Here is a 19,141-nt window from a genome sequence, read left to right as displayed (position 1 = left end):
AAACCTGTGGTTGCAGGGCCCTCACGCGAAACAGCGAAACCCGTTATCCCTTAGCTGCCTTGATGAATGCCTGAGCACGGTTTGCGTCTACGTTGTTCCAGAGAACCCCGTCGCGCTTAATACTGGTGCCAACGATAACGCCATCCGCATGGGGCAGCAGGTCTCCAATGTTGTCCACCCTTCCACCACTACCAATGATGATGGGTACTTCAGGGAAACGCTCCTTCAAGTGGACAATGTGTGACTCCTCCGGCGGAAGCCCCGCGTGCGCGCCGCCAAAGAGTGCCCCCGCAATAGGCATGTTTGCAACCCCTGCCTCAAGCATCTCCTCACTTGAGCGCGTATCAAGGCATGTTCCCGCATGGGCTTCGAAGTATGTATACACCCTTACATCATCAGCACCAATGCGACGCTGGTAACGGAATATCTCACCAGGGTTAAACTTCTGGGACCCAAATAGGCCCTCGAAGGAACCGCTCACGTAGGTCCTCACGAACTTTGCGCCAATCGCCTTTGCTACAGCAAGTGTCGCAATGGGATCGATCAATACTCCGCAGCCAAAGGGAACGTGAATTTCAGAGGCAACCTCTGTAGCAATCCGCACATAGCTCGCCACCGTCTCGGGGCCAACGGGGGTGAGGTAAGGTCTGTCTCCTTCGTTTGCAAACACAAGGGCGTCAAAACCCGCATCCTGCAGCACACGTGCATCCTGCTTCAGACGCCTAATTTGCTCCTCAAGAGTCATTCCATCATCGGCATAAGGGGTTCCAGGCAGCGCCTGCATGTGCAGGCACCCGATGACCGGCTTAGGTACCCCAAACGTCTCGAGGTGTTTCTCCATCAGTGAGGACATGCTGTTTCTCCTTCTTTGGTAATCGATGCCACTTGCATGCTTTGTGTTACGAGAGGATGCCAAGCGGAGAGAGGATGATGGCTATCACGAACATCGCGATGATGATGGTCGTTGGCTTTGCCCCCTTCTTGATGAAGTGGTAGGTAACCAAGAACGAGACGAGCGGCAACAGCTTGGGGAGAATGGTGTCGAGAATCGACTGAATCTCGATGGTCCCCGTAGCCAAGTCAAAGGTGAGCGGGCAGGTAATGGGAATCACGGTGGCGACAAGGCAGCCAAGTACCATCATGCCCATGGCGCCAAGGCCCTCAGTGAGCTGCTTGACAAGACCACCGGCGAGTAGCTTAGTGACAGCGTTCTTTCCAAAGTGATAGCCCGCGTTGTAGCAGAAGTAGCCTACGCCGAGCGCATAAATGCTGAAGAGAACGATAAGCAGGATAGGACCAAGCGCGCTTCCCTGAGATGCGAGGCCAATTGCAATCGAGAGGAGAACCACCTTGACGAGGCTCTGAGTAACAGAGTCACCAATGCCTGCCATGGGACCCATGAGTGCGGTCTTGAGGTTGTTCTCCATGTCGTCGTCGATATCGGCGCCGTTCGCTCGCTCCTCCTCCATTGCCGCGGTGATGCCCGGGATGATGGAGCCCCAGGTGTTTTCGGTGTTGAAGTATGCAAGGTGACGCTTGAGGCCTGCTGCAATCGCCTCGCGATCGTCACCATAGAGCTCTTCCAGGACCGGCACCATGCAGTGGCAGAAACCCAGACCCATCATGCGCTCGTAGTTGTAGCAAATCTGTCCCCAGCTCTGCCAAATGAACCAGGACTTACGGAGAGTCTTCTTGCTTAGGCGCTTTTGTCCTGCAGCAGCCTCATCGGCGATGTCAGACGCCTCTTCAGGGCCGAAGGAGAATCCCTCGAAAACGTTCACGCCCTCCTTGGAGGTATAGATGAGATGCAGTACGCCTGCTGCTGCGCCGATGATGGCGATGGGCATAGTGCCAAGCTGGAGATAGGCAGCAAGGGCAAATCCAATTGCGAAGAACGGGAGCAGCGACGCCTTATAGAGAACGCTCATGAGCATTGCCAGCCCAAGTGCGGGAATCAAGTGACCCGCAAGGGAGAGAATCGAGGTCACCTGAGAAGGAATCACCGCCATGAGCGACTCGAGAGCAGAGGAGCCAAACAGCACGCACAGGAACGAGGGGATTGCATACGTAATGAACGGGAAAATCTGGGAGGCAAAGAGGTTCATGGCAACTACGCCACGGGTATTGCCCTGCTCAGCATACTTGTCTGCTTTATGCACCCAGACTGAGTTGAGCGACATCTTGACGTTAAAGCTAAGCAGCCCAAGAAGGCCAAGGGGTACTGCAATGGTGAGGCCAACCGAGGGATCCGCGCCGGCGAGCATTGTCATGGCAACGCCAAGGTAACCCGCGAGAGCATAATCGCTTGGAAGGGATCCGCCGATAGCAACCATGCCGATATAGGCCATCATCACATTGGAACCCACTGCCAAACCGTAGGTTAGGTTGCCAAGAAGCAGGCCATTGACCAGGCCCGCGACCAGGGGGGCGCCAAAGTACACAGACCACCGCAGCCACATTGGGCAGGCAGTCGCAGCGTACCATGTGCAGAGCGCGATAATGAGCGCTTGCAATGCCAACATACTGTCACACTCCTAAGTCGTTACCATATTTGCTCAGAGAACGTCATCGACTGGGACTTTGGGATCGGTGTAGAGCATCTGCAGGAAGACGTTCACCCCCAGGCCCTGCAGCTCGCGAATTTGCTTTCGCTCCTCTTCTGAGAGGAAGATGTTCTTTGTCACTTGGACGCGGCCGGGCACGGAACCGAGGTTTCCAAGGTTGAGCTCAGCCATCTCGTAGGAGCCGCCGCGAAGCTCGCGCGCAAGTTCAAGGGCGGCAGATATCCTCTTGAAGAGCAGCATGGTGTTCGCGGAATCCGTATCCAGCTTCACCATAGTTGCCGCATCCTTTACCGACAGGATGTCAATCTGCATTCCAGCAGGAGCCGACATCGAGAGCACTGTCCTCATGAAGTCGTCCTTGGCAATCTGATCGTCTACAACGACAATGCGTGTGAGCTGCAATCTCTTTGACCAAGATGCCATGACTTGTCCATGTATCAGACGCTCGTCAACTCTCGTTGCAACAACGTTCATGGTGCCTCCTGTCGCCTCCGCGCATCTTGCTTGCGGTACCCGTCTTGTAGCTGATTGCTGCATGAATCATTCTAAATTGATGGAAACATCCATTCGTTCTTGTATGGATGATTCACCATGAACGGTAGAACTGTACCGGTGAGCGTAAATATTCTGCGATATCTTTTTGGACATCACTTACGTGATAAGCGATAGGGGGACATTGCTTTATTATTTGAATGGATAGTTCATTCAACATTCTGGAGTAGCGTATGGACGCTTTCGAACAGATGAGACTACACGCCGAGGACCTTACGCCTACCGAGCGAAGGGTTCTGGATGCTGTCATGGACAACCCCGAAGGAATCCTCCAAAGCACGACGACGATGGCAGCACAGCAGATTGGTGTTTCTCAAAGTGCGGTCAGTCGCTTCTGCCAGAAGGTTGGCTATGAAAACTTTGGCGACTTCAGAATGAACCTTATGCTCTCACTCTCGAGCAGCACGCCCACGTCGAGCCAACGAGAAAGCCAAGAGCCCATCGACTATCTCTGTGACATGATGAGGGCCACAAACGATGCTCTCAACAAGGACGTCATTGCTGGATTGACAGAGAGGGTACTCTCGTCCAGGACCGTCTACACCGCTGGCGCCGGTCTGAGCTCACCACCTGCGCTTATGCTCTCCATGGAGTTGCTCAAGTACAAAGTCCCCTGCTACTGCATGCAAAGCGGACAGGAGATGATTTACATGCACGTTGCAACCCCAGATGACTTAATCGTGATCTTCTCATCGAAAAACGACACACAGCGCATGCTACTCAACGTTATTCAGGAAATGTCATCCCAGAAGCGACCTCATACCGTCATGATTTCTCACACTGCAGCGCACCCACTGCGCAAGATGGCGGACGAGTTTATTCTTCTTCCCACCTGGCAAACCGAGCGATACCCCGTCTACATTGAGCCCATGACGTCCATGCTTGCGTTTTGCAGCATCCTTATGGTCGAAGTGTCAAAACGAACGGGATCGGATCCCGAGATGCTACCCCCCATTGTGAACGGCAGGAGGAGACGCACTTAGTCGAATTGTCGGATACGGGTTATCGTCCCAAAGGCCTCTCTTTTGACGCTCAGCTTGACGCACCCGGCTCCTCCCTGTAGGCTTAAATTGAAATTGAGTTTCAATTTCAATTCGTAAAACCCACCGCACTCCGTATTGCGGCAGCGTTGGAAGATGGGGAGACACACATGGCCACCAGGGGTTCCTACAACACTCGCCAGCGCCAGGCAGTCCTCGACTACCTTGCCGCGCACACTGACCGCTACACGAGCGTCGACGGCGTCTTCGAAGCCCTAAAGTCGCGGGGGGTCGAGATTGGCCGCTCGACCATCTATCGCACCCTCGAGGCGTTCGCAGGTGAGGGCATGGCATCAAAGGTTGTTGCCCCTCGCGGTGAGGTCGCCCTCTATCGCCTGGTAAACAAGGGCGAGGAGGACGCGGGTCAGCTGGTGTGCGTAGAGTGCGGCCGCGTCTCCACCATCGACTGCGACGCCTTCCAGGAGTTCTCCCACCACGTGCGCACGGTCCACGGCTTTGCCATCGACCTCTCCCGGACCGTGCTCTACGGCCGCTGTCCCCTCTGCGCGAAGGGGCAGGTCACGGCCCATGCATGACGCCATGCGCCACACGGTCCGCCAAGCAGCCACCCTCCGGGTGGCCACGCTCGCGCTGGCAGCATTTCTCGCCGTGGGCACGTTCCTCTCGGCGATAGCGCTGGGAAAGGAGGTCCACCACCAGTGCACGGGCGACACCTGCCCCGTCTGCCGGCTCATGGTTGGCGCGGCGAAGGTTGTTGGCCGCAGCTCGACGGCGGCACCACCCGCGCCGTACATCCCCTCGGCACGCATTGCCTCCACATGGATCACGCCCCTTACCAGCGTTGTCCTTGTCGCATCCTCCCCCGTCTCTCTGGGGGTCCGTCTCGACATCTGATGGAAGCGGACTGCCTCATGCCGCAATCTGCATAGCACCCAGACTAGAGACCAGGAGACACTTCCATGGACAACTGCATAGCACCGCGCCGAAACCCCGTGATGGGGCGACGCACCCTTCTCGGCCTTCTCGCCATCTCGGCCGGGGCTGCCATCGCGGGCTGCTCGAACGCCACCGGCAACGGCCCTGGCACGTCCGCGCTCTCGATCTGCGCAAGCTTCTATCCCATGTACGACTTTGCGAGCAAGATTTCCGGTGACCGTGCGACTGTTACTTGCCTGGTGCCCGCGGGCACCGAGCCGCACGATTGGGAACCCTCGACCACAGACATCCGCACCATTACCACCTGCGACATGCTCGTCTACAACGGCGCCGGCATGGAGCACTGGGTCTCTGACGTGGCAAACGGCCTGTCGGGCGAGAAACCCGTCCTCGTATGCGCAAGCGACGGCCTGGACCTGCGCGAGCTGCCCGAAAGCGAGGCAGGGGAAAGCGACTCTGGCACCGACCCACACGTCTGGCTCTCGCCGAGAAACGCCAAGCGCGAGCTTCAAGCCATCCGCGACGCGCTCGTGTTGCTCGATCCCAATGGACACGAGACCTATGACGCGAACTACGAGCGCTGGGCGGCGGAGTTCGAGAAGCTCGACGCCGAGTTTGTGGAAGGCCTTGCGGACCTCTCGACCAGGAACCTCGTGGTGTCCCACGAGGCATTTGGCTACCTCTGCGACGCCTACGGTCTCACGCAGGTAGCCATTGCGGGCATCGACGCCGAGGGCGAGCCAAACGCACGGCAGATGGCCGAAATTGCCCAGTTCGTGCGCGAGAACAACGTGAAGACGATCTTCTCCGAAGAGCTCGTGAGCCCAAAGGTCGCCCAGGCCATCGCCAGCGAGACCGGGGCCACAGTCGAGGAGCTCAACCCACTTGAAGGCCTCTCGGACGAGGAGCTTGCCGCAGGGGAGGATTACCTCTCCGTGATGCGCAAGAACCTCGCGGCAATGAGGGAGGCGCTGGCGTAATGGCCGTGGAACTTGGGACTCCGGAGGCGGCCGCACCACCGGTCGAGCTACGTGACGTGCGCTTCTCGTACGGTCGCGAGGAGGTGCTCCATGGCGTTGGCCTGGTGGTTGGCGCAGGCGAGATCTGCTCCATTGTGGGAGACAACGGCGCCGGCAAGTCTACCATCGCGCGTCTTGCCGTGGGAGAGCTTGCGCCCACGGCGGGCACCGTTCGCCTCTTTGGCGAGAATCCCGCTCGCTTTGGCAGGTGGAACCTCGTGGGCTACGTGCCGCAGCTTCCGCCGGAGGCCGTCTCGCGCTTTCCCGCCACGGCACTCGAGCTTGTAAGCGCCTTCCAGGGCGCAGGCGCGCGGGGCCGGCGACTCTCGCGCGCCGAGCGCCGCGAGCGGAGCCTTGACGCGCTGGGGCGGGTGGGAATGGACGCCCACGCCTCGAGGATGGTGCGCGAGCTCTCTGGCGGCCAGCTCCAGCGCGTGCGCCTAGCATGTGCGCTGGTAAACGGGCCGGGACTTCTCGTCCTGGACGAGCCAACGAACGGCCTTGACCGCGAAAGCCGCGAAGCGCTCTGCTCCCTGGTGGCCTCCACGCACGCCAAGCGCAGGCTCACGGTGCTTCTCGTCACGCACGACCAGCGCGTCCTGAGAAGCCTTGGCGGCAGCGTCCTTCTTGTTGAGGACGGCCGCATTGTGAGAAGGGAGGCCTAGCCCATGCTCGAGTTCTCCTTCATGCAGCGCGGGCTTCTCGCCGGGCTGCTCCTTGGCGCCGTGATCCCGCTGGTAGGAATGACGGTTGTCCAGCGCAGGCTGTCCATGATTGGGGACGCACTGTCTCACGCGTCGCTTGCGGGCGTTGCCGCCGGCCTAGTTGGCGGCGTAAGCCCGGTTGCCGGGGCCATCGTGGCATGCCTCGTGGGGTCGCTTTGCATCGAGGGCGTGCGAAGGCGGGCGCGCGAGCAGTCCGAGCTTGCCGTGGCCATCATTCTGGCAGCGGGCGTGGGCGCAGCTGGTGTGCTCTCGGGTTTTGTGCCAAACGCCTCGAGCCTCAACAGCTACATGTTTGGCAGCATTCTCACCATGTCCGACGACGAGGTCGCGACTATCGTCGTGGTGTGTGCCGTGGCCGTCGTGACCCGCATCGTCTTGCGGAGAAGCCTCTTCCTCATGTCCTTCGACGAGCGGCAGGCGCGTACGGCTGGCGTGCCCGTAGGGGCAGTCAACCTTGCCTTCATGATGGTGGTTGCTCTGGTGGTTGCCGTGGCATCTCGCACGGTGGGCTCGCTCATCGTTTCCTCAATGATGGTAGTCCCCGTTGCCTGCGGCTTGGAACTTGCACGCAGCTGGCGGCAGGCGTGCCTGCTTTCGAGCCTCGCCGGCGTGCTGGCCAGCGCGCTTGGCCTTGTCGCCTCCTACTACCTGGGACTGCGGCCCGGCGGGACCATAGTCCTTATGGCGATTGCGCTCCTACTGGTGGCGTTTGCCTCCAGGCGGCTGGCGAGAGGAGCGTAGGGCCTTCGCCGGCGGCGGTCCATCGCACGGGGCCCGCCCCTCCCCGCTCACAGGTACTCGAGGAAGCGACGTGCGGCACGTGGCAGCGCGCCCTCGCGATAGACCACGCGAATGTCGCGGTACGTGGCCGGCTCGAGCGGCTTGGTCACGATGGCGTAGGGGTTTCTCCGCAGGATGAGCGCCGGCAGAATCGAGAGGCCCAGGCCGCTTTCGACCATCGACATGATGGCGTAGTCATCCCAGGTGGAAAAGCGCGCGTTGGGCGAGAGGCCCGCGCGTTCGAAGATGGGGGTTATCTCGTCGTCCTGGCCGCGCTCGAGCACGATGAACGGCTCCTCGCAGAGCGCCGAGACGGGCACGGACGCCTCCCCCGCCAGCCGGTGGCCCACCGGGAGCACCGCCATGAGCTCGTCTCGCTCAACCACGCGCTCGGCGAGTCCCGAGTAGCGCGGCACACGCGGGAGGAAGCCAAAGTCCACGCGGCCGGACGCCACCCAGCCATCGATCTCGGTGTAGTCGCCCATGAGCAGCTCGTACTCGATGGCGGGGTAGTCCTTCTGGAAGCGGCCGATGACCTTGGGCAGGATGTGTGTGGCCACAGACGAGAAGGTCCCTATGCGGATACTGCCCGCGGCAAGCCCATTGAGGTCATCTATCTGCGACTCCAGGCGGCGGTAGTCGTCGCACACGCCCTCCACGAAGGGCAGCACCGCGCGCCCCTCGCTGGTGAGCGTCACTCCCGCGCGGCTGCGCTCGAGAAGCGTCATGCCCCAGTCGCGCTCGAGGTCGGCGATCATGCGGCTCACACCGGACTGCGTGTACGAGAGCGAGCGCGCTGCCCGCGTAAAGCTACCCGTTCGTACGGTCTCGACAAATGCCTGGTACTTCTGGATGTTTGCGTCCATGGAGCCCCCTTGCGGCACACGGTGCGGCGCTGCAAGCCGCTGACACCGATTGCATGATGAATCCTCATATATCTCATGATAAACATTCGCTTTTATCAGCATACACATTCTGCGAAAGTGTTTGAGGAAATTGAGGGGCCATGGGAGGTCATGCATGTCGCGCGCGTCGAGGAAGTACCTGCTGTCACTGCTCGTCTTTGGCTCGAACGGCATCATTGCTAGCCAGATCTCGCTTCCCAGCTGGCAGATCGTCCTGCTCCGCACCCTGCTTGGCGGCACGCTGCTTGCCCTCATCGTGCTGGGCGCCCGCAAGCGTCCTGCGTTTCTCGACCACCCGCGCGACGCCGCCTACCTTGCCGCATCCGGCGCGGCGCTGGGCGTGGGTTGGATCTTCCTCTTTGAGGCATACAAGCTCATTGGCGTGGGCATTGCGTCTCTTGCCTACTACTGTGGGCCGGTCATCGTGATGGCGCTCTCGCCGGTCCTCTTCCACGAGCGACTCACCCCCGCCAAGCTGCTGGGCTTTGCAGCCGTTATCTGCGGTGCGTTTCTCGTAGTGGCGCAGGGCAAAGGCGTGGCGCTCTCGCCATGGGGGCTTGTGTGCGGTGGCATGTCGGCCGTCATGTACGCGGTGATGGTCGTTTGCAGCAAGCGCGCATCCAACGCCGTAGCCGGCATTGAGGCCTCTGCAATCCAGCTGGTTGCGAGCTTTGCCGCCGTCGCCGTGTTTGCGCTTGTCGCCCATGGCTCCGAGCTGGCCGTGCCCCTCTCGGCAAACTGGCCCGCCATTCTCTGCCTGGGCCTGGTGAACACGGGCCTTGGCTGCTACCTGTACTTCTCCGCTATGGGCCAGCTGCCTGTGCAGCGCGTCTCAGTGTGGGGCTACCTCGAGCCGCTCTCTGCCGTGATCCTTTCGGCGCTCATTCTTGGCGAGGCACTCACGCCCGCGAACGTTGCCGGTACGGTGTTTATCCTGGGTGGTGCCATCTTCTGCGAGGTCGCCGGCAAGCGCCGTGGCGCCGAGAAGACCAGCCGTCGCCTTGCGGGGAGCCGTTCTGCTGGCAATCTCGCAGCCTAGGGCCTCGCAGCACAGGACCTCGCAGCCTAGGACATCGCAGCACAGGGCCTCGCAGCCAATTATTGAACGATATTTCTGCTCGCATTTTGTTCAACTGCGGAAACGTTCTCCTGGTCTGATTTTTCGCGCGATAATTTGGACGCCCACCGCACCGAGGACGCATATAGCGCCGGTGGGGCACGTGGTCGGATTGTCAATCTCCCTACACCTCAAGCTCCGTGAGATTCCCAAGAGAACTTGAAAGACAAGGCAGCTGAAAGCTAAGTTGGCTCATACTTAATTGTCTTGAGAGGCGCGAATTGGGATGAGGGAATCGCGATGGGGCTTGGGACAGAAGACAGGACACATGCCGAGAAGGGCAATACTCCCTCGACTTCCAGCTCACGCAAGCCTTCGCGCCTCTCCAACCTGATGGCTAACGTTGGCCACATCGACAGCCGCACCCTTATCTACGTACTGCTTATCATTGTGGCTTGTGCTCTGGTTATAGTTGCCATCGCCGCCGTGTCGCAGATGTTCATCGCATCCCCCTCTGCGGCAAGCTCCTTGCCCAAGTACCACCACTAGCCGAGAAGCTCCTCAAACGGACAGCGCCCTATCCCAGCAGTCCGGAAATCACCAGCACGACAACAAGTACGACCACGGCTACTGCAACGATTGCCACAACCCTCAGGGTATCGCGCCGCGCCTGCTCGCGACGGCGCCTTGCGTAGACCTGCGCCTCTGCATCGCGTGCGTCAATGGCGCCGTAGCTGCCCGTCTCATACGTAGGCGCAGATGAACCATGCCCTGCGGGGGCCGCAGCCGGAGAAACCGGCGATGCAGGTGTCACGCTTGCCACGCGCCGCCGCCGGCCGTCGCGATCTGCCGTATTGCCATCATGGCGCGATGCCGTTGGAGGAACGTGCACAGCACCAGATGCCGAGCGCGCACCCTTTGATTTCCTGTCGAACAAAGCCATAAGAGACCCCCGCCCCTCGGGGCAGCTGGCCCCATCTATGTGGCGCGCCAAAACAAGCGCACCATCTGCACAGTGATGATACCGGGAAAGGCGGCGAGACAAACCGCCACCACGCAACCTACGGCTCGCAGACAAATACCTTGAGGCCAAGCCAAGCGGCCGGCCGTCCCACTCGGGCAGCCGGCCACGTGCCATACCGCACACCCTACCCTACGCCATGAGCCGCCTGGTACTCGAAGCTGCCAAGCTCATAGGTGCCAAACACACGCATGCGCTTGAGCTGCGTGGGGTCGTCGCCCACATGCACCTGCCCATACTGCGTGGTAAAGGCGAGCAGGAAGCCCGACTGCTTGACCCCGGAAGGTGCAGCGTCGGAGACGTCGCCGTACGGATACGCAAATGCGTCGCTCGTCTTGAGAATATCCGCGGACTGCTTGAGGTCCTCGGAGATCTCGGCAGAGGTAAGGTCGTAGATGCGCCCACCATGGCCCTTGCCCGAGGTACCCGCGCGGTGCAGGTCGTACGAGTGCGACTGGAAGTCGACGTACGGGCTGGCGTAGTTCGAAAGCTTATCCTGAATGTCGCTGTCGCTGCAGATGACAAACGAGGTCGCGGGAATCTTGTGGCTCTCAAGCAGGGGAATCGCATAGGTGAGAAAACCATCGGATCCGTCGTCGAAGGTGAGCACCACCGACTTTGCCGGCAGCGAGTGGCCACCGTCAATGTACGCGCGTATCTCGGCCCAGGACGGGAAGTAGTAGCCATTCTCGTTGAGCCAAGAGAGCTGCTGGTCAAGCAGGGTGGTGGAAATAAGGTTCTGATCCTCGGAGGCACCCTCGGGAGGGTTTGCCGCATCGTAGACGTCGTGGTACATGAAGACCGAAATGCCGTCACTATCCCAGCCTCCATCAACGTCATCCACCACGTGGACGGTGCGAGTGGCCGTGGCCACCATGCCAGCGGAGTCTTCGACGGTATAGGTAACGGTGTAGTCCCCAAGTGTCGAGGTGTCGACCTCGCCCGTGGCAGTGACCTTGTCCGTAATCATGCCGTCGGTGCCGTCGTGCGCGTAGCAGCCGCCGTCCACGTAATCCTCGCCCCGCTTGACGTAGGTGTCCGCGCTGCCCCCCAGCGTCATCACGATGCTGCCGTCATTCTCGAGAACAGTGGCCTGTGCGGCCTGTCCCGCATCCTGCGAGGAATCCGTTCCCTGCTCGCCCTGTGTAGCGGAAGCATCGCCGCTTCCAGAGCCGCCAAGGGACGGCAGCGCCAGCCCCGCTCCTCCACGGGCAACCACAATACCAATGACAAGCGCGGCTACGCAGGCAACGGCGATAATGACTCCACGGCGCACGGCACGGGAGCGCTGCTCCTTGCGGTGACGCTCGGCGTACGCACGGGCTTGCTCGGCCCTGGCGGGAGGCTGCGTGCGATACCCGTCCCCGGGGCGCAGCACGCGCACGTCACCTGCCGGCTGGCGACGATGCTGCCCGCGCTGCTGCGCGCGCCTCTGGGCGTCGCTCGCGGAACCGGAGCCGGCGACCTTCTCGACCGGATCCTCTGGCACGTAGCGCGAAACGCGAATGTCGTCACGCCCTTCGCGACCCTTGTAGTTGTTCTCCCTGTTTGCCATGAGCCATCACCAATCCGATCGAGGCCGCCCAACCCGGCCTTCTCGAGCTTAAAGGATAGCAAACGCCGTGGGCTACAATTGAGCCCTGCGTACCCAACAGGAGGCACGCACGCAGGCATCGGTCTCGTCGAGAGGGGCGTCATGCCCAAGGTAAGCATCATCGTTCCCGTCTACAACGCCCAGGAAACGCTGCGCAGGTGCGTCGACAGCATCCTGGGGCAGGAGTATCGCGACTACGAGCTCATCCTGGCAGACGACGGCAGCACGGACTCCTCACCCGCCCTTTGCGACGAGTACGCCGAGAAGGACAGCCGCGTGCGCGTGCTCCACAAGGAGAACTCCGGCGTCTCGGACACGCGCAACAAGGCGCTTGATGCCGCGCAAGGAGACTACGTGCAGTTTCTCGACTCGGACGACTGGATTGCCCCCGAGGCCACGCGCCTTCTCGTGCGCGCCATGGAGGACAACGACTGCGACATGGTCATCGCAGACTTCTACCGCGTGATTGGCAGCAAGGTCTCGCGCAAGGGCGACATCGACGCCGAGGGCGTGCTCTCGCGCGAGGAGTTTGGCGACTACATGATTCAGAACCCCTCGGACTTCTACTTTGGCGTGGTATGGAACAAGCTCTACCGCCGCGACATCATCGAGAAGTACCACCTGCGCATGGACGTCACGCTCAGCTGGTGCGAGGACTTCATCTTCAACATGGAGTACGAGCTGCACTGCAAGCGCATCTACCCGCTGCAGGTCCCCGTCTACTACTACGTGCGAACCAGGGGCTCGCTGGCCAGCCAGGGCGCCAACCCCGCCAAGGTCGTCCAGATGAAGCTCAACGTGATCGAGTACTACAACGACTTCTACAAGCAGGTCTTTGACGAGGAGGACTACCGCGCGCGCCGCCCCGACATCTACCGCTTCTACATCGAGTCCGCCGGCGACGGCGACATCATGCCGTGGCAGCGCTCGGCCAAGCTGGGCGAGGAGCGCGTGCCCGTCTACGTGAACCCCGAGATGGAGGCTGACACGCTTCTGGGGCTGTACCTCGAGGAGAAGCTTATCGAGAGAAACCTCGAGCTTGTGGCGGCGCGGTTTGCCCTCACCCCGCGCGACGTACGGCTTCTTGCGTTCGTGCGGCTGGGCACGGTCTTCTCGGGCCGAGAAGAGCTGGCGGACTACTGCGGCCTCTCCACGCTCCAGCTGGCGCGCACCTTGCAGCGGCTGCAGTCAAAGCGCCTGGTCACCGTGGAGACGCGCGTGGAGCGCGCTGAGGCGGGCGACGAGGCCGCTGCCGTTGCCGCCGCAGCTCCCGGTGCCGCCGCGGCCACCGGGGCCACGAAGACCAAGCTCCTCGTGGTCACGCCCACCGAGCAGGCGCAGCCCGTGATGGAGGCCATCGTGCAGGCGCTTCGCGACTGCGATCGCGTGCGCTGCTCGTCCATGGACGAGGACGAGGCCAACCGCTACAGGAGCGACCGCATGAAGGCGTTCGAGAGCATCCGGCGCACCCTTGCGTAGGGCGGATGGCGCTTCTCGGCGGCCGGGGCTTCTCGGCACCGTTACGGCTCGGGCCGGTCGCGCGGGATTCCCGCACGGCCGGCCCGTTTGCAACGCATTCGGTTCGCCACACATTCGGGATGCGATTGTGTATCGACCTGCGCGCGATACCGAATCGGGTTCGAACGTGTATCCTGGCGCTACACATTCGGCACCCAAACCTGTATCAACCTGCGCGCGATACAACTTCGGGTGCGAATCTGTAGCGCAGGCACCCGGCACAGCGCCATTCAAGCACCGCGCCAGGCGCCGAGAAGCCCTTCCCTACTCCTGCGCGGGAACCTCAGGCATGACCTGGTCGACGTACCCGCGGATGATGGAGCACGAGTTGCGCATCGCGCGGCGCTCGTCGTAAGAGAGGTCAATCTCGAGCACGGCGTCGATACCGTTGGAGCCCACGATGCAGGGCGTACCAGCGGAGATACCACTCTCGCCGTACTCGCCCTCAAGGTGCACCGAGAGGGGCAGCATGCGCTTCTCATTGTGCAGGATGGCCGTGATGATCTCGGCGACAACCGAGGCGATGCCAAACTCGGTGCAGCCCTTGCCGCCCACAATCTTGCTGCCGGACTCCTTGACCATGCGCTTGACGTCGTCGAAGTCGATGTTGGAGTTGGAGTGGTGGTTCATCGCAAGGTACTCGCGGAGCGTGATGGAGCCAACGGTCACGTGCGAGGTAGGGATGAACGAGGAGTCGCCGTGCTCGCCCATGCAGAAGGCCTGGATCTGCTTAGCGTCAACGTCGATGATGCCCGAGAGGATGCGGCGCAGGCGCACGGAGTCGAGCGCGGTGCCGGTGCCAAAGACGTGCTCGCGCGGCAGGCCGAGGTTGCGGTACAGGTACTCGGTCACGATGTCGGCGGGGTTGGAGACGCTTAGCACGATGCCATTGAAGCCGGAGTCGCGCACGGGGCCCACGATGCCCTCGAGCACCTTCATGGTGCCGCCGAGCATGTCGAGGCGGGTCTCGCCCGGCCTGCGGCTGCGGCCCGCGGTGAGGACGATGAAGTGGGCGTCCGCGCAGTCGGCGTAGTCGCCAACGTGGATGTTGAACGAGTCGCCCATGCCGGAGGCGAGGTCCTCGAGGTCCATGACCTGAGCCTCAGCGGCCTCGCGGTTGACGTCGAGAAACACGATCTCGTTTACCAGGTGGCGAAACATCAGGCACAGTGCAACGTGGCTGCCAACGCGACCGGCGCCGATAATGACAACCTTGCGCGTCTGGAATGGCTTCTCAATAGGCATTGCTTTCCTCCTTGATGGACGGACAACTACTGTGCAACTACTCACCAAGGGGAAATGATACGTCACTAGAAAGCGAGCGGGCGGCCTCGCGACCGTCCGCTCGCCGACTTGTTTGAATGAGTCGGGGAACCGCCCTTCTGGCAGCCCGCGCATGAGACAAAGGGAAACTCTCTTTGTCTCATTAGTCGCGGGTGAGCTTGCGGTGCAGGCGGTGGGGCTTGGACGCCTCCGGGCCCAGGCGACGCTCGCGGTCGGCCTGGTAGGCCTCGAAGTTGCCCTCGAACCAGTGCCAGCAGCCGGGGTTCTCGTCCGTGCCCTCCCAGGCCAGGATGTGCGTGGCCACGCGGTCGAGGAACCAGCGGTCGTGGCTCGTGACCACCGAGCAGCCGGGGAAGCGCTCGAGGGCGTCCTCCAGGCTCTCGCTCGTCTCGGTGTCGAGGTCGTTCGTGGGCTCGTCCAGCAGGAGGAGGTTTCCGCCCTGGCGAAGGGTAAGGGCCAGGTTCAGGCGGTTCCTCTCGCCACCGGAGAGCACGCCGGCAGGCTTCTGCTGGTCCGTGCCCTTGAAGCCAAAGGTCGCCACGTAGGCGCGGCTGGGAATCTCCGTGTCGCCCACGGTGATGTAGTCGTTGCCGTCCGAGACAACCTCCCAGACGCTCTTCTTGGGGTCGATGCCGGCGCGCATCTGGTCCACGTAGGAGAGCTTGACCGTCTCGCCCAGCTCCAGCGTGCCCGAGGAGGGCTGCTCCTGGCCAACGATCATCTTGAAGAGCGTGGTCTTGCCCACGCCGTTGGGGCCAATCACGCCCACGATGCCGTTGCGCGGCAGGTCAAAGGAGAGGTCGTCGATAAGGATGCGGTCGCCAAACGCCTTGGTGAGATGCTCCACCGTAAGCACCTTGGCGCCCAGGCGCGGGCCTACGGGAATCTGGATCTCGGAGAAGTCGAGCTTCTTGGTGGCTCTGGCCTCGGCCTCCATCTGCTCGTAGCGCTCCAGGCGCGCGCGGTTCTTGGCCTGGCGCGCCTTGGGGCTCTGGCGCACCCACTCGAGCTCTGAGCGCATCTTCTTGGCGCGCTTGGCGTTCTCGCGACCCTCTGCCTCCAGGCGGGCGGCCTTCTTCTCCAGGTAGGTGGAGTAGTTGCCCTCATAGGGGTAGAGCTGGCCGCGGTCCACCTCGCAGATCCAGCCCGCCACGTCGTTCAGGAAGTAGCGGTCGTGCGTGACGGCCATGACGGCACCGGGGTAGTTGTGCAGGAACTGCTCGAGCCACAGCACGCTCTCGGCGTCCAGGTGGTTGGTGGGCTCGTCGAGAAGGAGCAGGTCAGGCGCCTCGAGCAGCAGACGGCACAGGGCCACGCGGCGCCGCTCGCCACCGGAGAGCTGGGTCACCGGGGCGTCCGGGTCTGGGCACTGAAGGGCGTCCATGGCCTGCGAGAGCTGGGAGTCCAAGTCCCAGCCGTTGGCAGCGTCTATCTCGTCCTGGAGGCGGCCCATCTCGGCCATGAGGGCGTCAAAGTCCGCGTCGGGGCTCGCCATCTCCTCGCCGATCTGGTTGAAGCGGTTGACCTTCGCGATCACGTCCGAGAAGGCCATCTCGATGTTCTCGCGCACGGTCTTGTCCTCATCGAGGGGCGGCTCCTGCTGGAGAAGCCCCACCGTGTAGCCCGGCGTAAGGCGGGCCTCGCCGTTGGAGACGTCCTCGAGGCCGGCCATGACCTTGAGAAGCGTTGACTTGCCCATGCCATTGGGGCCAACCACGCCGATCTTGGCACCGGGATAGACGCCCACGGTGACGTCGTCGAGAATGACCTTCTCGCCCACGACCTTGCGGGCCTTGTACATCTGGTACACGAACTCTGCCATTGCTGCTCCTGTCTGGGGCCAAACGTGCCCTTGGGTGAGGGGTGCCGCATGCGGCGAGAAGGGCTCGCCACGGGCGTGTGTATGCTCCCATTCTACGGGAGGGCGTGTGGGCGACCCCGCGGGCGGCGGCGCACGGGGCCGCGCCCTTCAACGTTTATGCACAATCGGATGCCGTTGCATGCCCAAAACCTGCGGTTTCGCCCATGCGTGCATCTTTTTTGTTACTACCGGTGGCACAATCGAGGGGGATGGGATACACCTGTACGGCCGCGACCGCTCTGACGGCGGGCATGGTGCAAAGAGAACTGAGGGGGATTCATGCCAGAGGCAATCCGCAAGGTCAACGTTATCGGCCACCTGCATCCGGACACGGACAGCATCTGCGCCGCCATTTCCTACGCTTACCTCAAGAACCAGATTGACGAGCCAATCTACGAGGCCAGGCGCGCGGGCGCCATCAACCGCGAGACGGCATTTGTGCTCAAGCACTTTGGCTTCGAGGAGCCGCCGCTCATCACCTCGGTGACGCCACAAATCAAGGACATCGTGGTGCAGAAGCAGCCTGGCATCGACGCCGAGATGAGCCTCTTCGCTGCCTGGAACATGATGCAGGACACCAAGGTGGATACGCTCTGCATCACCGATGAGGACAAGCACCTCGAAGGCCTCATCGCAGTGAAGGACGTTGCCAACGCGAACATGGACATCTTCGACACCGCCATGCTCTCCGAGGCGCAGACCTCCTACAAGAACATCATCGAGACGCTCAACGGCACGCTGCTTCTGGGCGACCCCAACGGCCGCGTGACCAAGGGCAACGTGCGGGTGGGCACCACGCCCGAGATGATGGAGGACACCATCAAGGCCGGCGACATCGTGCTGGTCACCAACCGCTACGAGACCCAGCAGTTCGCCGTCGAGTGCGACGCCGGCTGCCTGGTCATCTGCTGCGGCGCCAACGTGTCCAAGCGCGTAATCGCCTCCGCCGAGCGCCACGGCTGCACCATCATCACCACGCCGTACGACACCTTCGCCGCTGCGCGCCTCATCGGCATGTCCGTGCCGGTGCGCGCCAAGATGCTGCGCAAGGGCATCCTGCAGTTCTCGGTCAACACGTCCGTGGACGACGCGCGCAAGATCATGGCAAAGTCGCGTCACCGCTTCTTCCCCGTCATCGACGAGGACGGCTCCTACTTTGGCCTGGTGAGCTCACCCAACCTCATCAACATCAAGCGCAAGCACGTCATTCTCGTCGACCACTCCGAGCGCTCGCAGGCCGTGGACGGCCTTGACCAGGCCGAGATCATGGAGATCCTCGACCACCACCGCATTGGCACCATCGAGACAAACGCGCCCGTCTACTACCGCGCCGAGCCCGTTGGCTGCACCTGCACGATCATCTACAGCGCCTACGCCGAGGCCGGCGTGGAGATTCCGCCCAACATTGCGGGCCTCATGCTCTCGGCCATTCTCTCCGACACGCTCACGTTCCGCTCCCCCACCTGCACGGCCAAGGACCGTCACGCGGCCGAGGAGCTGGCCAAGATCTGCGGCGAGGACATCGAGACGTACGCCGACTCGATGTTCGAGGCCGGCGCCGACCTCACGGGTCGCACCGCCGAGGAGGTCTTCCACCAGGACTTCAAGGTCTTCAGCCGCGGCAACGCCAAGTTTGGCGTGGGCCAGGGCAGCTACATGACAAAGAACAGCCGCGTGGCTGCCGAGAACCTCGTGCGGCCGTTCCTCGCCGAGGCCGCCAAGGCCGAGGAGCTGCCCATGATCTTCTACATGTTCACCGACGTTAAGTCGCAGAGCACCGACCTCATGATCTACGGCAACGGCGCCGAGGACGTGGTGGCGCAGGCCTTTGACGTCACGCCCAAGGACGGCATGGCGCTGCTCAAGGGCGTTGTGAGCCGCAAGAAGCAGATCATCCCGCCCATCATGGCAACGCTCCAGAAGATCGACGAGGACGATTAGCAATTCTCGCCCCCCGCGCTTGATGCCGCCCCGGCCGCCGACATGCTGGCGACCGGGGCGGCTGCTTTTCTCGGCGCGAGGTCCTTCTCGGCACCAGGCGGCTCATCGATCAGCAAGGATCGCGCGCTCCGGAGACAGGCCAACCCAACCCTATGCTGGGCAAGCCACACAACCTCACACGTGTTGTTTCTTCTTTGATGTACGCGTAACTTCACCTGGGCTTTTGTCGTTATATATCAAAAAAGAAATATCACGTGTGAGGTTTAGCCGCGCAAGTCGAACCTCACGTGTGAGGCTTAGCCGCGCAAGTCGAACCTCACGTGTGAGGCTTAGCCGCGCAAGTCGAACCTGCCACAGTTTTTCTCAGCCCCCCAATGCGTGAC

At 61.8% G+C, this 19,141-nt stretch carries 18 protein-coding genes; 10 read left to right on the top strand and 8 right to left on the bottom strand.

Going from position 1 to position 19,141, the window contains the following annotated elements; all coding sequences use genetic code 11:
• Nucleotides 1–43 precede the first annotated feature (43 nt).
• Genes AUL39_RS07585 through AUL39_RS07575 form a run of 3 tightly spaced genes read right to left on the bottom strand, consistent with a single transcriptional unit; the run spans nt 44 to nt 3,038 of the window.
• Complete coding sequence (locus tag AUL39_RS07585) at nt 44–853, bottom strand: BtpA/SgcQ family protein (protein WP_059054994.1); 810 nt, start codon at nt 851–853, stop codon at nt 44–46.
• 46 nt (nt 854–899) lie between these two features.
• Entirely contained in the window at nt 900–2,522 is a 1,623-nt protein-coding gene (locus AUL39_RS07580) for a PTS system mannose/fructose/sorbose family transporter subunit IID (protein WP_059054993.1), read from the bottom strand.
• A 33-nt stretch (nt 2,523–2,555) separates the two neighbouring features.
• Complete coding sequence (locus AUL39_RS07575; protein WP_059054992.1) at nt 2,556–3,038, bottom strand: PTS sugar transporter subunit IIB; 483 nt, start codon at nt 3,036–3,038, stop codon at nt 2,556–2,558.
• A gap of 251 nt (nt 3,039–3,289) precedes the next feature.
• On the opposite strand from AUL39_RS07575, the gene AUL39_RS07570 reads away from it, so the two are divergent.
• The 6 genes from AUL39_RS07570 (at nt 3,290) to AUL39_RS07545 (ending at nt 7,538) form a co-directional block, all read left to right on the top strand.
• Nucleotides 3,290–4,099, top strand: a complete 810-nt coding sequence (locus tag AUL39_RS07570; protein WP_059054991.1) for a MurR/RpiR family transcriptional regulator — start codon at nt 3,290–3,292, stop codon at nt 4,097–4,099.
• Between the two features lie 167 nt (nt 4,100–4,266).
• Nucleotides 4,267–4,692 (top strand): Fur family transcriptional regulator, encoded by a 426-nt coding sequence (locus AUL39_RS07565; RefSeq protein WP_059054990.1) that lies wholly within the window; start codon nt 4,267–4,269, stop codon nt 4,690–4,692.
• Nucleotides 4,685–5,011: a hypothetical protein gene (locus AUL39_RS07560; protein WP_059054989.1), complete on the top strand. Its 327-nt coding sequence runs from the start codon at nt 4,685–4,687 to the stop codon at nt 5,009–5,011. Before AUL39_RS07565 ends, AUL39_RS07560 begins: the two co-directional genes overlap by 8 nt.
• 65 nt (nt 5,012–5,076) lie before the next feature.
• A complete protein-coding gene (locus AUL39_RS07555) occupies nt 5,077–6,033 on the top strand; it encodes a metal ABC transporter substrate-binding protein (RefSeq protein WP_059054988.1) in 957 nt (318 codons plus the stop codon).
• Nucleotides 6,033–6,737 (top strand): metal ABC transporter ATP-binding protein, encoded by a 705-nt coding sequence (locus AUL39_RS07550; protein WP_059054987.1) that lies wholly within the window; start codon nt 6,033–6,035, stop codon nt 6,735–6,737. Before AUL39_RS07555 ends, AUL39_RS07550 begins: the two co-directional genes overlap by 1 nt.
• Before the next feature lie 3 nt (nt 6,738–6,740).
• Entirely contained in the window at nt 6,741–7,538 is a 798-nt protein-coding gene (locus AUL39_RS07545; RefSeq protein WP_059054986.1) for a metal ABC transporter permease, read from the top strand.
• A 47-nt stretch (nt 7,539–7,585) separates the two neighbouring features.
• On the opposite strand, the gene AUL39_RS07540 is transcribed toward AUL39_RS07545, so the two are convergent.
• Nucleotides 7,586–8,443 carry a LysR family transcriptional regulator gene (locus AUL39_RS07540; protein WP_059054985.1) on the bottom strand — a complete coding sequence of 286 codons (858 nt, stop codon included), beginning with the start codon at nt 8,441–8,443 and terminating at the stop codon, nt 7,586–7,588.
• A gap of 154 nt (nt 8,444–8,597) precedes the next feature.
• Here AUL39_RS07540 and AUL39_RS07535 point away from each other — a divergent pair, with 154 nt between their 5' ends.
• On the top strand, nt 8,598–9,521 hold the full coding sequence (locus tag AUL39_RS07535) for a DMT family transporter (protein WP_059054984.1): 924 nt from the start codon (nt 8,598–8,600) through the stop codon (nt 9,519–9,521).
• A 318-nt stretch (nt 9,522–9,839) separates the two neighbouring features.
• Complete coding sequence (locus AUL39_RS07530; protein WP_059054983.1) at nt 9,840–10,088, top strand: hypothetical protein; 249 nt, start codon at nt 9,840–9,842, stop codon at nt 10,086–10,088.
• Between the two features lie 28 nt (nt 10,089–10,116).
• On the opposite strand, the gene AUL39_RS11100 is transcribed toward AUL39_RS07530, so the two are convergent.
• Nucleotides 10,117–10,362: a hypothetical protein gene (locus AUL39_RS11100; RefSeq protein ID WP_143190034.1), complete on the bottom strand. Its 246-nt coding sequence runs from the start codon at nt 10,360–10,362 to the stop codon at nt 10,117–10,119.
• Between the two features lie 325 nt (nt 10,363–10,687).
• On the bottom strand, nt 10,688–12,115 hold the full coding sequence (locus AUL39_RS07525) for an immunoglobulin-like domain-containing protein (protein WP_082667315.1): 1,428 nt from the start codon (nt 12,113–12,115) through the stop codon (nt 10,688–10,690).
• Nucleotides 12,116–12,256: 141 nt separating this feature from the next.
• Here AUL39_RS07525 and AUL39_RS07520 point away from each other — a divergent pair, with 141 nt between their 5' ends.
• Nucleotides 12,257–13,633: a glycosyltransferase family 2 protein gene (locus AUL39_RS07520; protein WP_059054982.1), complete on the top strand. Its 1,377-nt coding sequence runs from the start codon at nt 12,257–12,259 to the stop codon at nt 13,631–13,633.
• 303 nt (nt 13,634–13,936) lie between these two features.
• Here the strand turns inward: AUL39_RS07520 and AUL39_RS07515 are convergent, their stop codons facing one another.
• A complete protein-coding gene (locus AUL39_RS07515; RefSeq protein ID WP_059054981.1) occupies nt 13,937–14,917 on the bottom strand; it encodes an L-lactate dehydrogenase in 981 nt (326 codons plus the stop codon).
• A gap of 181 nt (nt 14,918–15,098) precedes the next feature.
• On the bottom strand, nt 15,099–16,778 hold the full coding sequence (gene ettA, locus AUL39_RS07510; RefSeq protein WP_059054980.1) for an energy-dependent translational throttle protein EttA: 1,680 nt from the start codon (nt 16,776–16,778) through the stop codon (nt 15,099–15,101).
• A gap of 318 nt (nt 16,779–17,096) precedes the next feature.
• Here ettA and AUL39_RS07505 point away from each other — a divergent pair, with 318 nt between their 5' ends.
• Nucleotides 17,097–18,758: a putative manganese-dependent inorganic diphosphatase gene (locus tag AUL39_RS07505; protein WP_059054979.1), complete on the top strand. Its 1,662-nt coding sequence runs from the start codon at nt 17,097–17,099 to the stop codon at nt 18,756–18,758.
• The last annotated feature ends 383 nt before the right edge of the window (nt 18,759–19,141 follow it).

The organism is Tractidigestivibacter scatoligenes (genome assembly GCF_001494635.1).
GTDB lineage: Bacteria > Actinomycetota > Coriobacteriia > Coriobacteriales > Atopobiaceae > Tractidigestivibacter > Tractidigestivibacter scatoligenes.
Note: the sequence above shows the minus strand (reverse complement) of the source record. Positions and strands in the feature narration are given on the sequence as shown.

Excerpts from the sequence above, each read along its gene's own strand:
- AUL39_RS07550 (WP_059054987.1), top strand. The coding sequence starts at position 6,033 with ATGGCCGTGGAACTTGGGACTCCGGAGGCGGCCGCACCACCGGTCGAG.
- AUL39_RS07565 (WP_059054990.1), top strand. The coding sequence starts at position 4,267 with ATGGCCACCAGGGGTTCCTACAACACTCGCCAGCGCCAGGCAGTCCTC.
- AUL39_RS07545 (WP_059054986.1), top strand. The coding sequence starts at position 6,741 with ATGCTCGAGTTCTCCTTCATGCAGCGCGGGCTTCTCGCCGGGCTGCTC.
- AUL39_RS07585 (WP_059054994.1), bottom strand. The coding sequence starts at position 853 with ATGTCCTCACTGATGGAGAAACACCTCGAGACGTTTGGGGTACCTAAG.
- AUL39_RS07530 (WP_059054983.1), top strand. The coding sequence starts at position 9,840 with ATGGGGCTTGGGACAGAAGACAGGACACATGCCGAGAAGGGCAATACT.
- AUL39_RS07535 (WP_059054984.1), top strand. The coding sequence starts at position 8,598 with ATGTCGCGCGCGTCGAGGAAGTACCTGCTGTCACTGCTCGTCTTTGGC.
- AUL39_RS07555 (WP_059054988.1), top strand. The coding sequence starts at position 5,077 with ATGGACAACTGCATAGCACCGCGCCGAAACCCCGTGATGGGGCGACGC.
- AUL39_RS07560 (WP_059054989.1), top strand. The coding sequence starts at position 4,685 with ATGCATGACGCCATGCGCCACACGGTCCGCCAAGCAGCCACCCTCCGG.
- AUL39_RS07575 (WP_059054992.1), bottom strand. The coding sequence starts at position 3,038 with ATGAACGTTGTTGCAACGAGAGTTGACGAGCGTCTGATACATGGACAA.
- AUL39_RS07580 (WP_059054993.1), bottom strand. The coding sequence starts at position 2,522 with ATGTTGGCATTGCAAGCGCTCATTATCGCGCTCTGCACATGGTACGCT.
- ettA (WP_059054980.1), bottom strand. The coding sequence starts at position 16,778 with ATGGCAGAGTTCGTGTACCAGATGTACAAGGCCCGCAAGGTCGTGGGC.
- AUL39_RS07525 (WP_082667315.1), bottom strand. The coding sequence starts at position 12,115 with ATGGCAAACAGGGAGAACAACTACAAGGGTCGCGAAGGGCGTGACGAC.
- AUL39_RS07540 (WP_059054985.1), bottom strand. The coding sequence starts at position 8,443 with ATGGACGCAAACATCCAGAAGTACCAGGCATTTGTCGAGACCGTACGA.
- AUL39_RS07520 (WP_059054982.1), top strand. The coding sequence starts at position 12,257 with ATGCCCAAGGTAAGCATCATCGTTCCCGTCTACAACGCCCAGGAAACG.
- AUL39_RS07505 (WP_059054979.1), top strand. The coding sequence starts at position 17,097 with ATGCCAGAGGCAATCCGCAAGGTCAACGTTATCGGCCACCTGCATCCG.
- AUL39_RS07570 (WP_059054991.1), top strand. The coding sequence starts at position 3,290 with ATGGACGCTTTCGAACAGATGAGACTACACGCCGAGGACCTTACGCCT.
- AUL39_RS07515 (WP_059054981.1), bottom strand. The coding sequence starts at position 14,917 with ATGCCTATTGAGAAGCCATTCCAGACGCGCAAGGTTGTCATTATCGGC.